Annotated in this window: 9 protein-coding genes; 7 read left to right on the forward strand and 2 right to left on the reverse strand. The window is 62.2% G+C overall.

Translation table 11 applies throughout. From position 1 onward, the window contains the following. Positions 1-6 precede the first annotated feature (6 nt). The 3 genes from P3T18_RS12160 to P3T18_RS12170 all read left to right on the forward strand — a co-directional run bounded on the left by P3T18_RS12160 (position 7) and on the right by P3T18_RS12170 (position 2,897). Positions 7-828: an alpha/beta fold hydrolase gene (locus tag P3T18_RS12160; RefSeq protein WP_429300178.1), complete on the forward strand. Its 822-nt coding sequence runs from the start codon at positions 7-9 to the stop codon at positions 826-828. A 146-nt stretch (positions 829-974) separates the two neighbouring features. Continuing rightward, positions 975-1,964 (forward strand): MBL fold metallo-hydrolase, encoded by a 990-nt coding sequence (locus P3T18_RS12165; RefSeq protein WP_429300179.1) that lies wholly within the window; start codon positions 975-977, stop codon positions 1,962-1,964. Positions 1,965-2,018: 54 nt separating this feature from the next. Then, entirely contained in the window at positions 2,019-2,897 is an 879-nt protein-coding gene (locus tag P3T18_RS12170; protein ID WP_429300180.1) for an alpha/beta fold hydrolase, read from the forward strand. Between the two features lie 24 nt (positions 2,898-2,921). On the opposite strand, the gene P3T18_RS12175 is transcribed toward P3T18_RS12170, so the two are convergent. Further along, a complete protein-coding gene (locus P3T18_RS12175) occupies positions 2,922-3,782 on the reverse strand; it encodes a fumarylacetoacetate hydrolase family protein (RefSeq protein WP_429300181.1) in 861 nt (286 codons plus the stop codon). Positions 3,783-4,121: 339 nt separating this feature from the next. Here P3T18_RS12175 and P3T18_RS12180 point away from each other — a divergent pair, with 339 nt between their 5' ends. Both P3T18_RS12180 and P3T18_RS12185 read left to right on the forward strand, forming a co-directional pair. Further along, positions 4,122-5,042 (forward strand): helix-turn-helix domain-containing protein, encoded by a 921-nt coding sequence (locus P3T18_RS12180; RefSeq protein WP_429300182.1) that lies wholly within the window; start codon positions 4,122-4,124, stop codon positions 5,040-5,042. Between the two features lie 216 nt (positions 5,043-5,258). Next, a complete protein-coding gene (locus tag P3T18_RS12185; RefSeq protein ID WP_429300183.1) occupies positions 5,259-8,174 on the forward strand; it encodes an ATP-binding protein in 2,916 nt (971 codons plus the stop codon). A 34-nt stretch (positions 8,175-8,208) separates the two neighbouring features. On the opposite strand, the gene P3T18_RS12190 is transcribed toward P3T18_RS12185, so the two are convergent. After that, positions 8,209-11,022, reverse strand: a complete 2,814-nt coding sequence (locus tag P3T18_RS12190) for an ATP-binding protein (RefSeq protein ID WP_429300184.1) — start codon at positions 11,020-11,022, stop codon at positions 8,209-8,211. Positions 11,023-11,476: 454 nt separating this feature from the next. On the opposite strand from P3T18_RS12190, the gene P3T18_RS12195 reads away from it, so the two are divergent. Both P3T18_RS12195 and P3T18_RS12200 read left to right on the forward strand, forming a co-directional pair. Beyond that, positions 11,477-14,626, forward strand: coding sequence for an ATP-binding protein (locus P3T18_RS12195; RefSeq protein ID WP_429300185.1), 3,150 nt, complete (start codon positions 11,477-11,479; stop codon positions 14,624-14,626). A gap of 116 nt (positions 14,627-14,742) precedes the next feature. After that, positions 14,743-16,236 (forward strand): FAD-linked oxidase C-terminal domain-containing protein, encoded by a 1,494-nt coding sequence (locus tag P3T18_RS12200; RefSeq protein WP_429300186.1) that lies wholly within the window; start codon positions 14,743-14,745, stop codon positions 16,234-16,236. The last annotated feature ends 2 nt before the right edge of the window (positions 16,237-16,238 follow it).

Consider the following 16,238-nt stretch of genomic DNA (forward strand, 5'->3'; position numbering starts at 1 on the left):
ATTCCAATGAGCTTTATTACCGCAACAGACGGAACCCAGATTTTCTATAAAGACTGGGGCACGGGCCAACCGATCGTTCTCAGTCACGGTTGGCCGTTGAATGCCGACATGTGGGAACTGCAGATGAAGTTCCTGGCCGACAACGGCTTTCGTGTGATTGCTTATGACCGCCGTGGCTTTGGCCGCTCGGATCAGCCGTGGACCGGTTACGACTACGACACCTTCGCCGGCGACATTCAATCGCTGATCGAAGCACTGGATTTGCACGACGTGATTCTGGGCGGCTTCTCGATGGGCGGTGGCGACGTCGCGCGTTATATCGGCCGCTTCGGTACGGCGCGTCTCGCGAAAGCATTTTTGCTGAGCGCCGTGACACCCTTAATGATTCGTCGCGAAGATCATCCGGAAGGAATGGACCCGGCTATTTTCGACGGCATTCGTGCGGGCCTGCTCAACGACCGCGCCAAATTTCTCGACGAGTTCGGTCCGGTCTTCACGGGTAGCGATCAACCGGGTTCGGTGGTGAGCAAGCAATACCTCGACTGGACCTTGTCGCTCGGTCTTCAGGGTGGCTTGAAAGGCACCTACGATTGCGTGGCCGCATTCTCCGAAACCGACTTCAGGCCCGATCTCGCGAAGTTCGATATTCCCACGCTGGTCATTCACGGCAACGGCGATGCGGTCGTCAATTTCGACGTGACCGGCAAGGCTGCGGCGGCGCTCATCAGCAACGCAAAGTTCCTCGTGTACGAGAACGCGCCGCACGCCATCTATTTCACGCACAAAGACCGGCTCAATCAGGATCTGCTCGACTTCGCGCGAGCGTAAGCGGCGGCCGGCAACGCGCTTGACCTCTGACGTCGATGCTCTGCAACGGGCTTCGACGTCAGAGGCATTGCGCGCAGTGATGTAGTGAGCCGGTCCCGTTGCCGGCTTTTTCCGGTTTGAACACATTGCATGTCGAGGATGAAATCATGAAGCAGGTTCGACGCGGCTGGACAACGCGTGCGGCATATGGGTGGGCGTTGCTGCTGAGCGCGATCGCCATGATCTGGAGTGCGGCGGCGTGTGCCGAGGCACCGCTGGTCAAAACGCAAGGCCCCGGCTTTTACCGCGTCATGCTGGGCAAATTCGAAGTGACCGCCTTGCTCGACGGCACACATCCGTTCCCAATCGATACCGTGGTGGAGGGCGTATCGAAAGCGGAAGTGCAGCGCGATCTTCAGCGCGACTATCTCGAGAAGCCGGTGCAGGGATCGATCAACGCCTTTCTGGTCAATACCGGCACCAAACTGATTCTGATCGATTCGGGCGCGGGCGTTCTTTACGGTGACTGTTGCGGCAAGCTGCTCGCCAATCTGCGCGCGGCCGGCTACGAACCAGGTCAGGTGGATGAAATTCTGTTGACGCATCTGCACAAGGATCACGTTGGCGGAGTGAATGCCAATGGCGCGATGGCGTTTCCGAATGCAACCGTGCGCGTGAGCCAGGCGGATGCCGACTATTGGCTCGACGCCGCTAACAAGTCGAAAGCGCCCGCCTTTCTCAGCACGTTCTTCGATGCCGCCATCGCGTCCGTCGCGCCGTATGTGGCGGCGGGCCGCTTCAAGCCCTTTACCGGCGACGACGAAATCGTGCCCGGCATTCGCCCGATCGCGTTGCCGGGACACACGCCAGGTCATACGGGCTATCTCGTCACGAGCGATTCGAAAGTCATGCTGGCGTGGGGCGACATCATCCACGTCGCGTCGATCCAGTTGCAGAACCCGAAGGTGTCGATCGAATACGACAGCGATGCGAGCGCGGCCAAACGTTCACGTCAGACCGCACTCGAACTGGCCGCGAAGAAAGGCTATCTCGTCGCCGCTGCGCATATTTCCTTTCCGGGTCTCGGCCACATCAGAAAGAACGGCAATACGTATGACTGGATTCCGGTCAACTACGAAGCGGCGCCTGGTCAGTGAATTCCGCCGGCTTCCGGCAACCGCTTTCTAACGACACTGCAAAGGAAAGACCCCATGAACACGGACACGATCGAAGTCAGGCATCACACGCTTCGCGCCAACGGTATTCGTCAACATTATCTCGATGCCGGCAGCGGGCCGGTCGTCGTGCTGCTGCATGGTTTCCCCGAAACCAGCTTTGCATGGCGGCATCAGATTCCCGAACTGGCCAGACATTACCGGGTCATCGCGCCGGACCTTCGCGGTTATGGAGAGACCGACAAGCCGAGTGCCGGGTACGACAAGCGCAATATGGCGCGGGACATCGTCGGCTTGCTCGACGAACTGGGAATCGGCAAGGTCGCGCTGGTCGGGCACGATCGCGGCGCACGCGTGGCGACACGTCTCGTCAAGGATCATCCGGCCAGGGTGGACCGGCTCGTCGTGATGGATAACGTGCCGACGCGGGTCGTCGCGCAGAACATGAATCCGCAAACCGCGCGGGCTTACTGGTTCTTTCTGTTCCATCTGGTCATGGATCTGCCGGAAACGCTGATCGCGGGTAAGGAAGCCGAATGGCTGCATCACTTCTTTTCCGACTGGTGCTACAACCCGCACACCATCGAAGGCGCAGATTTCGATACCTACGTGAAGGCTTATAAGCGTCCGGGCGCGGTGCGCGGCGCGATGTCCGATTACCGCGCCAATGCCGAAGACGTCGCCCAGGACCTGGTGGACGCGGAAATCAAGATTGAGTGTCCGACCATGGCGTTGTGGGGCGAAGACTTCTATGCCGTGGGCGGCATGTTCGACATGAAGGCGGTGTGGGAGGGCATGGCCCACAATCTGCGCGCTGAACCGATTGCGCAATGCGGGCACTTGCCGCAGGAGGAACAGCCCCAACGCGTCAATGAACTGCTGATCGACTTTCTGAAGGGCTGGACCGGAGACTGATCTTAACGGGCGATGGTCGCGGCGTTAATCCGCCGCGACCGTATTGCGCAGCACGCCGATACGCTCGATGTCGATTTCGCAGACGTCGCCCGCTTTCATCCACAGTTGCGGGGTTCGCGCCATGCCGATACCCGACGGCGTGCCGGTCACGATCAGATCGCCCGGTTGAAGCGTCATGGCATCGCTGATCAACGCCACCAATGTCGCGACGTCGAACACCATCTGACTCGTATTGGCATCCTGCACGATCTCGCCGTTCAGCCGCGTCTGGATGCGCAAGCCCGCAGCGCCTTCGGGCAGTTCGTCGGCCGTGACGAACTCGGGGCCGATGGCGCCCGTCGCGTCGAAGTTCTTGCCCATTGTCCATTGCGGTGTGCGGAACTGGTAGTCGCGCAAGGTTGCGTCGTTGAATAGCGTATAGCCAGCAATATAGGAAAGCGCCTCGGCCTTCGGAATGCGTCGGCCGGCGCGACCCACCACCGCCACGAGTTCTCCTTCATAGTCGAGTTGATCGGACTCGCGCGGTTTCACGATGCGTGCTTCGTGGCCGATCAGGCTGTGAGGAAAGCGCGCGAATAGCGTGGGATAGTCGGGCACCTGGTAGCCGGCTTCGATCGAGTGGTCGGCGTAATTGAGGCCGACGCAGATGATCTTTTCTGGCGTGGAGACGGGCGGCGCGAAGCTGATCTCGTCTGCTTCGAATAGCGTGCCTTGCGTAACGAGAAGATCGCCTGCCGATTTCAATTCTTGCGGTCCTGCGCGCAGCAATGAGGCGAGATCGCCCGGATAAGCACAATCGCTTTGCAGAAAACCGCGGTACTGACCATCCGGATTCTTGACGGCAATGCCGGCCACGCCTTGACGAATAAAGCTGATGAAACGCATTTGGGGTTCCTCTTTTTATAGCTTCGGAAAGCTCGATAACATGCAGTGATCATAGACAAAGCGTCGTGGCGGTATCGCTTAATCCTTGTTAATTTGGCTGATGAGCGGGCGTGATGCAGCGTTGATTGCGAGGCAAAAGAGCAGAAGTTCGTGAGCAGGAGAACTACTTTTCAACGAAGGATCAGGCCGCTTTCAAGTCGCGGCGCACGCGTTATTTTGGACGCGGTTACACTACCGGCCGTTGGGTTCGAATCGCAGAACCCGTATTCGACATTGCTCGACGTGTCTCCGCGCCCGATGCTCCGAAGTGGTGCGCATGCTGAACCAGGTTTTCCGATAATGAATTTGACTGACAGAGCCATCGCGGTCGAACATGGACGTACCAAGTTTCCCCATTCCCCGGTTCTGATGTCGTCCGTCGGATTGAACTGGTCGGGTATCCGCGCTGAACGCCGCGCGCATCCGGGCGGTGAAATTCCCGACATACTGCCGCGCGTCACCGAACTCACGCTTGCGCTCAACGGCAATCCCAACGCCTTCGTCCGGCGCAGCATGGGCGGCGAACGGCAAAGCACGGCCGCGGCGAGCGGTACGCTCTGGCTGTGTCCCGAGGGACTGGCCGAAGATTCCATCTCCATTAGCGGAGCATTGCCGGACATTCTGCACGTCTATTTGCCGCGCGCTTTATTCACGGATTTGAGCGGTGAAGACGGTTATCCCGACGTGCATCCCGAATGTCTGCACTACAAAGCCGGCTTTATCGATCCCTTGATCGAGCAACTGGCGAAAGCGATTTCAGTGGAGTTGGAGTCGCCCGGTACGGGTGGCAGGCTATTCGTCGAAAGCGCGGCGCTGACACTGTGTTCGCGTCTGGTGCGGGCTCACGCGAGTCTTCCACATAAAGTGACGGACGTGCCGGCCGGAAAACACGATCTCGGCGACAAACGCTTGCGGCGCGTGGTCGATTTCATCGAGGCGCATCTCGAAGACGATCTGGGCGTCAATGAACTCGCCGCGATTGCGTGTCTCAGTCCATTCTATTTTTCACGCGCGTTCAAACAGGCGACCGGTCAGTCGCCGTACCGTTATCTCGGTCAGCGGCGCATTGAACATGCGAAGACGCTGCTGTTGAATTCGCGCATTTCGCTTGCCGAGGTCGCGAGCCGCTGCCAGTTCGCGTCGCAAGCGAGCTTCACGCGGGCATTCACGGCGGCAATGGGCTGTTCGCCCGGCCGTTTCAGGCAGAACAGCTTCAAATAATTCGAATAGAACAAGCGAATAATTCGAATAGACGCGCTTCGATTGTCGTGGGTCTTTCTGTTCGGCAAGCCATGCCAACAATTGCGCAGGATTCGAAAACCCTTCGTCTCGCTAGTCAGGTGAAATACCAGGGAGAACATTCAGCGGTGTTTCAGGTTGGTCGATCCATTCCGTGATTCGCCGTTCATGCCGTAGAAGACATCGACAGCGAGCAATATGACTGGATTTGGACCGTTCGACCTGGACACGGACAGGCGCGAGATTCGCCGGCATGGCGAAGTACTGCCAATCGGCTCGCGTGCTTTCGATATTCTCTGTGTGCTGGCCATGGCGGCGGGGCGCGTCGTGTCGAAAGACGAATTGATGCGGGCAGTGTGGCCCGACACGATCGTCGAAGAAAACAATATTCAGGTCCATCTCTCGGCATTGCGCAAGGAACTCGGGCGCGACTGGATCGTCACGGTGCCCGGTCGCGGTTACCAGCTTGTTCAGCGCCGCACGCTCGCCGTCGACTCCGTGGCCTTGTCCGCGAGACCCGCATCCAGCGAACCCGCGACCGCGCGCATGCGGCCATTGCCGCAGCGAAGCGCCGTCATCGGACGCGAGCGCGCGGTGGTGCGAGTGCGTGAGCAACTCGCATCGAATCGCGTGCTGACCCTGATCGGCGCGGGCGGCATCGGCAAGACGACGCTGGCGCTCGCCGTGGGCCGCGAGATCGCGGCCACGCTGCCGGACTATGTGTGCTTCGTTTCGCTCGACGCGCTCAGCAGCCGCGACGCGATTCTCGGCGCGATGGCGGAGAGCCTCGGTCTGTCCGTCGCGGACAGCGCGCCCCGAGTCGAGTGGCTGGCGGCGACGCTGCGAGGCGAAGAGCGTCTGCTGTTGCTCGACAACGTGGAGCACGTCGCCGGTCACGTCGCGGAGATCGTCGAGAAGCTGATTACCTTGAACGGCGCGCTGCGCGTGCTCGTCACGAGCCGCGAGCCTTTGCGCATCGGGGCCGAAGTGCTGTTCTGGGTCGAGCCGCTCGACGTACCGCCGCGCGATGCCGCGAGCGAGGACCTGCCCGCAAGTTCGGCCGTCGATCTGTTCCTGTCGCGCACCCGCGCGTTGCGCCACGACCCGCCGAGCAACGACACCGAACTGCTGCTCGTCGGCGAAATCTGCCGCCGGCTCGACGGCATACCGCTCGCCATCGAACTCGCTGCCGCGCAGGTCGCCACGCTCGGCGTGGCGGGCGTGCATCAGCGCCTCGACGACCGTATGGCGCTGCTCTCCGGTGGCTACCGTACCGCGTTACCCCGGCACCAGACCTTGCGGGCTACCTTCGACTGGAGCTTCCGGCTGCTCAGGCCGTCGTCGCAACGGCTGTTCTGCCGGCTCGCGATGTTCGGCGGTCTGTTCACGCTCGACGCCATGTGCGCGGTGGCGTGCGACGCCGACCTGGGCAGCTGCATGGCGATCAACGGTATCGACGAACTCGTGTCGAAGTCGATGGTCAGCGTCGAATACGACGGTCCGGTGGCGAAGTACCGGCTGACGGAGTCGTCGCGCGCCTATGCGTTCGAACGGCTTGCCGAAAGCGGCGAAACGCGTGCGGTCCTGTCGCGTGCCGCGCGCGTTTTCGCGCAGCGCCTGCGCAGCACGGCAAGCCATGCCCTTGCGGATAGCGGCTCGCTGCCGGAGTTGCATCAATCGCTCGACGATGCACGCGGCGCGCTCGATTGGGCCTTGTCCGACGTAGGCGACGCGCGGCTCGGGGTGGAGCTCTCGGCCACCATGGTCAATGCGCTGCTCGACTGCCGGATGCTCGACGAGTGCGAGCGTCGCGCGGCGAGCGCCGTGCGGGCAATCGACCTGCTGCCGCCCGGCAGCATCAGGCCGTCCGATGAAATCGACCTTCGCGCCGCGCTTGCCATCGTGCTGCTCAACCGTGGCGGCCCGGTCGAACAGGGCACGCGCCTGTGGCTCGATGTTCTGCGACTGGCGATGATATCGGGCGACGACGCGGCCCAGGCGCGCGCGCTTTGGGGACTATGGGGCGCCATGATGGCCGCGGGCGAGGTGCATCACGCGCTCGCCTACGCGAGCCGCCTGCAGCGCTTCGCGCAGGAACAAGGTCACGACTGGCAAGGCACGCTCGCGAAGGTAGCGGCCGCGATTGCAAGCCATTATCAGGGGCAGCACGCCGGTGCGCGTGCGCAACTCGAAACCGTGTTGCAACACGTCGCGGATCACCCCGACGAAGCGGCGGCGATCCGGCATTTCGCTGCCGACACACGCGTGATGGCATCGTGCAGCCTGGCGCGCATCGCGTGGCTAGCCGGCGATGTGCAAAAGGCGATGGCCTTCGCGGACAGCGCCGTTGCCCTGGTCGAACCCGGTCGCACGGAGCCCTGGCTCACGCATCTGCTCGCGCTGGTGGCCACGCCGCTCGCGCTGCAATCCGGCGACGCCGCGCGTGCCAGACATTACCTCGGCGCTTTGCGCGCACAAACGGCGCTGCACGATTTCGCCGTCTGGCGCGAATACGGCGAAGGCCTTGCCGGCTGGCTGGACTTGATCGAAGAACATACGGAACGGGGACTCGCGGCCCTGGAGCATTCGCTCGACTCGCTGCAGTCGCGCGGATACCGTCGATTGTCGACGCCGTTGGTCGTTGCCCATGCCGAAGCGTTGATCGCAAACGGGCGCGCGCCGGAGTCGCTCGAACGATTGCGTGAGGCCCGCGAGTTTTGTCATCGTCACGGCGAGATGCTGTACTTGCCGGAAATCTGGCGTGCGGAAGGTGTCGCCCTCGTTGCGTTGGCGGATCAAGCCGGCAAGCAGCCCGATTCCGGTCACGCGCAGTACGGGGAGTTGCAGGATGCGCAGGCCTGCTTCGACGAGTCCGTGCGAATTGCGCGAGCCCACGGCGCGCCGATGCTGGTGCTGCGCACCACGCTCTGCATCGCGCGGCTCTATCTGCGGCAACAACGGCAATGCGATGCGCTGGCCTGTCTGCTGGGCGTGGCGGCTTCTTTCGATCCGGCGTCGAGCCTGTCGGAGATCAGGACCTTGTTCGCGATGATCGACGCGTTGAAATCACCGCGTCTGACGCAGTCCAGCGAATGCGAGGCCGAAGAAGTCTGAGCGAGCGTGTGCTGGCGCCGCGCGAAGCAGCGTTCTACGCTTGCGGGACAAGCGGTAAATGGGACGCGGGTCCGATACCGCCCACTATCGTTTCCCGTGTGACGGCCGCACGCGCGCTCAGTGCGGGCGCGCCTTGCGCCTCGGCCAGTTCGATGGCCTTGTCCACGTACGCCAACGCCGAATCCGTATCGACGTCCCGAGCGCCCGAACGTCCACCGGTGAACACGACTGCCGCCATGGCGCGCCAGACTTCAGGCAGATACAGCATGTCGCCGTTTTTCTCGCAGAACGCGAGCAGGGTCTGAAGCTGTTCGAGCGCTTCTTCCGCACGGCCGACCTGTGCCAGCCCTTCCGCCCACATGACGATCAGCGGCGTCAGCACACGGCGATAGCCGCGCGCGAGCATCTTCTCGATGACGGATTCGAGCGCGCTGAGCCCCGACTCGATATTGCCGGCCAGCACATCATGGCAGCCACGCAGGCCCTCGGCGTAGTCGAGCCAATGCGTGAGCCGGCTGTCGTTGGAGTGCCGGTGCATGAGGCTGATATAACGCGACGCGTTGTCGAGGTCGCCTGTCATGAGGGCGAGCGGAGCCGCAACCGTTCCCAGTACGTGCGACAGCGTCGGTTCGAGCGTCTCCGGCAAGACCTGATCCACGAGGGTTTCGATCGAGCCCATTGCTTCGTTCGCGTTGCCCTGCAACCACGCGATTCGTGCCAGCGTGCCGCTGCAGAACACGAGTGGATCGACGGGAATGCGTCGCGATGGAAAAATCTCCTGCTTGAGCCGCGTCAGGCGTTCGGTGGCGTCGGTCAGCCCGGCTTTGGCTTCTTCGTGGCGCGCGAGGCAATGCAGGGAAATGGCAAACAGCAGGTCGCCGAGAATGATCTGCCATTCGCTTCCCTTGGCGCGCACGCGCAGGCGGAACCGCAACGCGATGCTCTCGGATTCGACGATGCGGCCCTGCGAAATGCGGGTGTCCCAGAGTCCATAGAGCGCGCGGAGATGCAGATCGTGATGTTCCGCTTCGATGGCCCGTTCGAGCACATCGCGCCAGATGTCGTCGACCTTGTCCATGTTGCCGCCGGAGTGCGGCAGCACGGCGGCGAACGCCGCCATCACGCGCATGCGGCTGATGTCGTCGGCCACGTCGTCCGGGTACATCGTCATGACGTCGATGGCCCGCGACGCGTAACGGCAACACTCGTCGATCTTGCCGTACTTCAGGCATACGTCGACCAGAACCGCCGAGAGATCGATGCCGGTGCGGATATCGCCTTGTGCCGAGAACGCCCAGTCGAGCGCGCGCCGGGTCTCTTCACACAGATCGTCGGGCAGTGCGACGGCCGGATCGTGGCTCGTGCTCAGATACGACAACTGGTCGGCGACGAAGTGCGCGTGGTGCGCGCGGGTGTTATGGAATTCGCCGCTGGCCGCGAGTTGTTCCAGGCCATAGTGCCGCGCGGCCTCGGTCATGCGATAGCGCGCAACCGGCCCGGTGAACTGCACGCTCAGCAGCGATTTGGCCACCAGGTCGCTTGCGCAGTTGATCACGTTGTCGACCGAGAGATGTCGGTCGCACGTCACCGAGCACAGCGCCTCGAAACTGAACGGCGTGGAGAACACGGAGATGCGTCTGAAGACCGCTGCCTGGTCCGCGTCGAGCAGCGAATAGCTCCAGTCGAAAGTGGCCCGGAACGAGCGATGCCGCGCCGGCGCCGTACGATAACCGCCGACGAGTATCGTCAGCGGATCGGCAAGACGTTGACGCAGATCCTGAAGACCGAGCGAGGGCAGACGTGCCGCCGCGAGTTCGATGGCGAGCGGATTGCCGTCGAGGCGTCGGCAGATATCGCCGATCGTGGCGAACTGTTCGGGATCGTTGGCGAGACCAGGACAAAGCGCATTGGCGCGTTCGCGAAACAGCCGGGCGGCCGGCGCCGCGGCAATGCCGGCCGCCGTGGCATCCGCGGCGGGGCATTCGAGCGGCGCGAGCCGGAAGATCGTTTCGGACGTGATATGCAAAGGCTCGCGGCTGGTCACGAGAACCTGCAATTGCCGATTCGCGACGATCACCCGATGCGCGATTTCCGCCACGTCGGCGATGAAATGCTCGGCGTTGTCGATCAGCAATAAGCCGGCAGCCTGCTGGAAAACGTGTTCGAGTTGCTCGATCGTCGCGGGGCCTTGCGACGGAGCTTCGTGCGACCCGGACTGCGCACCCAAAGCGTCGAGGCAGGCATCGAGTACGGCCTCGCCCGAGGTGGCCGAGGCCAGATCCACTTGCCACGTCTGCCGTTCCTGCGCGGCGACACGGCGCAACACCTCGTGCGCGAGCGAAGATTTCCCCACACCGCCAGGGCCCGTTACGGTGAGCAGACGCGTGTCGTGCAACAGATCGAGCAGGCGTTCGAGATCGCCTTCCCGGCCCACGACGCTCGCGGCAAAGACTCGCGTGTTCAGAACGGGGGCGGCTGCAAGATGATCGACGCAGCGCGCCGGCACGAGTTTGACTTCGGGCCTGACGAGTCGGTAGCCGCGGCCTGGCACGGTGACGATCAGGTTTCTGCCCGCGCCGAGCACCTTGCGCAGGCTGGATAGATGAACCTGTATGTTGTTTTCTTCGACGATCGTGTTCGGCCAGACCGCGCTCATCAATTCGTCTTTGGTGACGAGCCGGCCTTCGGCGAGTACCAGGACCGCGAGAATATCGAACGCGCGTGAGCCGACCGCAATGGTTTCGCCGGCGCGATGCAAGGTGCGCATTTCCAGGTCGACCGTGAGATCGCCTAACTCGACCACGCCGCGGTCTGGTATTGGAGTAGACGAGGAAGCCAATGCGTTCATGTGTCGATCACCGGAGATTGTCGGCTAGCCGATGTCGCAGATCGTATGCTGCACGGGATTTTCCCAAGGTGATTGGATGATTAACCTTTGTTAATGCCAATAGCATGGTGTGGCGTAGTGGCGATCAGATTGTTCCAAAAAAATGCGACACTCACCATCGATCATTAGTACATTAACTAAATTTAATGTCGCGTGACGCGCCAATCCATTGTGTAATCGTTTGGCGTTTATCGACGCGACCGGTCTGCCGCGTTCCATGCGGAATTGCAGTCAATTTCCCAGATAATAGTTTCGACCGTAAATTTAAGTCGAATTAATAAATTTCCAAAGAAGCTTACAGCCTGGCCCGGTAGGCTGGGTCAGGGGTTTCTCCGCCAGGCTCGGCGCTTATTGCATATCGCGAAATCCGAGTGGCGACAGGCATAGTTCCGACGAATGCCACCCATGCCACGTATTGGCGGAAATAACCGATCCGTTTGTTTTCCGGATTCAAAGCATTTCACGCGTTGCTCTCTTCCAATCTGTTCATTCCGGCGCAAGGGCCTTGCGCCTGCAGCGGTCCACGGACCTGAAAAAACGGCAACCGTGCAAGCATTCGACGGCGGGATGTTCATCAACACAACATATTTCTCGCATGATTAGGATTGGGTCACTGACGATCGATCTGGAGCGCAGACAACTTTTGCGCGAAGGCGCGCAACCGCGCATCGGTGGACGCGCGTTCGACGTGCTTGCCGTTCTGGTCGAAGAAAAAGGCTCGCTGGTTTCGAAGTCGGATCTGTTGCGGCGGGTGTGGCCGAATACCGTAGTCGAAGAAAATAATCTGCAGGTTCACATGTCGACGCTGCGCCGCGTACTCGGCGGCAGCGATGTGATGATCCAGACGGTGCCGGGGCGCGGCTATCGGCTCGTGGAGGCCAAGCTTCGCCAGGCGGCCGCGCGCAAGGAATCCGCGGTTCCGCTCGCACCTGCTGCACCTGTCGCATCCAATGCACCCGCCACGCCGGCCTCGCTCGCCAGGAAGCCTGCCGGCAACGCGCTCGTCACGGAAAACAATCTGCCCATTTACGGGTCGCAGATGATCGGCCGTGAAGCGGAGATCGCCAGTATTTCGCGCGCCATCGAATCGCGGCAGATCGTGACGCTGATCGGCGCGGGCGGCATCGGCAAGACGCGTCTCGCCGTCGAAGTGGCGCGGCGCATGCTCGGGCGCTTCTCGGGCGGCGTCTATTTCGTCTCGCTCGCCAGTGCGCTCGAACGCAGCGCGGTGCTGGATTCCGTTTCCACCGCACTCGGCGTGAATCCGGCGGCGGGACCGTTGTCGCTGGCCCGCATCGGCAAGGAAATGCGCAAGGGGCCGTTGCTTTTCGTCGTCGATAACTGCGAGCAGGTGCTCGAAGCCGCCGCCGAACTGGTCGAGGCGCTGGCGGGATTCAATCCCGACATCCGCTTGCTGGCGACCAGCCGCGAAGCACTGCGCGTTGCCAACGAGCAGGTGGTGTGGGTCGAAACGCTGAACGTGCCGGGCCAGAGCGATTCGAGCGAACACATCGTTCAGTGCAGCGCGGTTCAACTGTTTCTGCTGCGCGCGCGCTCGATCGAATCCGACTTTTCGAGCGACGAGAAAAGCGTGGAATTGATCGGCTCGGTGTGCCGGCGGCTCGACGGCATTCCGCTCGCCATCGAACTCGCCGCGGCGCGCGCGACCATTCTCGGCATCGAAACGCTCGCCACGCGTCTCGACGATCGCATCAGACTGCTGACGGGCGGCAATCGCATGTCGCTGCCGCGCCATCAAACGCTGCGCGCGACGCTCGACTGGAGTCACGCGCTGCTGACCGACAACGAGAAGACGACACTGCGCCGGCTCGGCATCTTCAACGGCAGCTTTTCGATGAAGGCCGCCATCGAGATCGTCAAGGACGGTGTGTTGACCGAGCAGGACGTGATTGCCGCCGTGACCGGCCTCGCTGAAAAATCGCTGCTGGTGCGTCAGCCCGGCAGTGGCGTGTCGCGGTTCCGCTTTCTCGAAACCACCCGCGCCTACGCGCTGCAAAGGCTCGACGAAAACGGCGAGCGGCGGCGCACGACATTGAGTCACGCGCGTTTTCTCGCCAGCCTGCTCGACGACGCGACGCGGCAGGACGGCTCATCTCAAGCCGATAACTGGCAACGCGAAATGCGCGAATTGCTGGACGATCTGCGCGCCGCACTTGCCTGGGCGCTGTCGCCAAAGAGCGATGCGTTGATTGTCGGCGAAACGCTGGCGGCGCGCATTCTCTGGCTGCTGTTCGAACTGTCGCTGGTCGACGAATGCTGTCTGTGGGCGCGTCGTGCGCTCGAAGCATTGCAGAGCCGCGACGAAGTCGAAAAGGACAATCCGCGCTTCAGACGCGTGCAGATGCAGGTGCGAGCGGCGCTCGCCGCCGCGCTGGTCTACGTGCAGGGACCGAATGGCGAGACGCGCGCGTTATGGGCCGAGGTGCTGTCTTCGGCCATGGCGCTGGGCGACCACAATCTGGAGGCGCGCGCGTTGTGGGGGCTGTGGAACGCGAACCAGAGCGCGGCCCACGTGAGCAGCGCGCTCTCGTTCGCCAAGCGCTATGCGGCGCTCGCCACCGAGTCCGCGCCGGCTGAAGGCGGATTGCCGACCGACGTCATCATGGGCGATCGCATCATCGGCATTGCGTCGCACTACGCGGGCGAGCAGAACAAGGCGCACGCCGCGCTGGATCGCTTTCTTCCACACGCCGACGGACTCCGTCAGCGGTTGCCGCTGGGCCGCTCCATCAATCAGCTGGTGGTGGGCAATGCGACACTCGCGCGCGTGCTGTGGATGAAAGGCGAGCAGTCCGCGGCACTGCAACTCGCCACCGATTGCTGGCGTCGCGCCTGCGAGGAAGAGCAGGCCATCGTGGTCTGCTACGTGCTGATCGAGGCGGCAATTCCGCTCGAACTGTTGTCGCTGCGTCACGAGCAGGCCTACGAAGCCATCGCGATGCTGCGTGACATCGCCACGCGTATGGGACTCGGCGTTGCGCTCGCATCCAGCCGCGCGTTCGAGCAATACCTTTACTCGCTCGACGAGCAGACACCGGCACGTCTTCAGCAGTTTCAAGCGGCGCTGGCCGAACTGGAAGAACTCGATTTCTGCGCGCCTTATGCGATGCTGGCAGGGCAATATGCGCAGGCGCTCGGCCAGGCTGGCTGTCTGGAAGAAGCCGTGGCGGCTTCGAGCCGCGCAATCCGTCGATGCGAGCAAACCGGCGACCTGTGGTACGTCAGCGAGCTTTCGCGGATACACGGCGAACTGCTGCTCGCAAGTGCGGATGCGATGGCCTGCGCAAACCACGCCGAACTCGAAGCCGAAACCTGTTTCAGTGCCGCGCTCGAAACGGCGATTCGCCAGGGCGCGAGATCGCTGGAGTTGAAGGCGGCGATCAGTCTTGCGCGGCTCGCCCAGCGGCAGCGCAACGATGCGAAGGCGGCGCGCGTGCTCGAAGCCGCGCACGCACGCTTTCCACGCCACGCGGAATGCCGCGATCTTGCCGAAGCGGAGAGGCTGTTGGAGAAGGTCGCGCCGCGCGCAGTTCACAACGTTTAAGGAGACTAAAGTAGTGGTGCGCGAGGCACGCACCTATCATGGGTTCGTTCAGGAAAACTATCCTGCATGCGCCACGTTATCCGCTGTGGCGCGAAGCTCCGAGATCTCGCCACTCCATGAAAATGCCTCAGCCCGACAGCGGCCTGATCGCACGTCGATCGAAAATCGCGCAGGATCTGCGCGAACTGATCGGCGACGATGCGGTGCTCGATGATGAAAGCGAACGGCGTCCCTACGAATCCGACGGACTCGCGGCGTATCGCGCGTTGCCGCTCGTCGTCGTATTGCCCGACAGCACCGCGCAGGTCCAGCAGATACTGAAATACTGCTCGGCCCAGCACGTGAAACTGGTGCCGCGCGGGTCGGGAACGTCGTTGTCGGGTGGCGCACTGCCGGTAGAAGACGCCGTGCTCATGAGCGTCGCGCGAATGAGCCGGATCGTCGAAATCGACCTCGAAAATCGCACCGCACGCGTGCAGCCGGGCGTTGCCAACGTCCGGATCACGGAGGCCGTGAAAGAGCACGGTCTCTGCTTCATGCCCGATCCGTCGAGTCAGGCCATTTCGTCGATTGGCGGCAACGTGGCCGAGAATTCGGGCGGCGTGCATTGCCTCAAATACGGCGTGACGTCGAGCCATATCGTAGGTGTCGAAGCGGTTTTGCCGGACGGCGAGATCGTCCGAATGGGCGGCGCTTACGCGGGTGCTGTCGACGGTGAACTGGATCTGTGCGCGGCGCTGATCGGCTCGGAAGGCCTGCTCGCCGTGATGACCGAGATCACGGTGCGTCTCACACCTGCACCGCCCGCCGCAAGAGTGGTGTCGCTCGGCTTTCGCAGCGTCGAAGAGGCGAGCCGTTGCGTGGGCGCGATCATCGCGAGCGGCGTCATTCCGGCCGGCCTCGAATTCATGGACCGCAGGGTGATCGACGCGGTTTCGTCGATGCTCGGCGAACAGCATCCGCCCTCGGTCGAAGCCATTCTGCTGTGCGAACTCGATGGCATCTCGACGGAAGTGGATGCGCTCATCGAACACGTGCAGTCGATCGCACAAACTTTCTCGCCGGTCGACATACGCGTGAGCAGCAGCGACGCGGAGCGCGAGCGTTTATGGAAAGGCCGCAAGGTCGCCTTCGGTGCGATGGGCAAGATTGCCCGCGACGTGTACGTCACCGACGGCACGATCCCGCGCTCGAAGCTTCCCGACGTGCTTCAGCGGATCGACACGCTGTCGAAACAATACGGCCTGGCGTACGCGAACTGCTTTCACGCCGGCGACGGCAATCTGCATCCCATGGTGCTATTCGATTCGGCCAAACCAGGCGATCTGGAAAAGGTCGAACAGTTCGGTGCCGACATTCTCAAGGCCTGCGTGGATTTCGGCGGCGTGCTGACGGGCGAGCACGGCGTGGGAGTCGAGAAGCGCGATCTCATGAGCTATCAGTTCTCCGACGTCGATCTGGCCCAGCAATACCGGCTGAAACTCGCATTCGACGCCCAGGAGCAACTCAATCCGGGCAAGATGCTGCCGGCTTCGTGCGGCTGCTTCCGAAGCGGTCCTTTGCCGTCCGCGTATTACGAGTCGGAGCATTCCGGCATTACCCGGTTCTAAGG

Source organism: Paraburkholderia sp. GAS199 (assembly GCF_050436585.1).
Classification (GTDB): Bacteria; Pseudomonadota; Gammaproteobacteria; order Burkholderiales; family Burkholderiaceae; genus Paraburkholderia.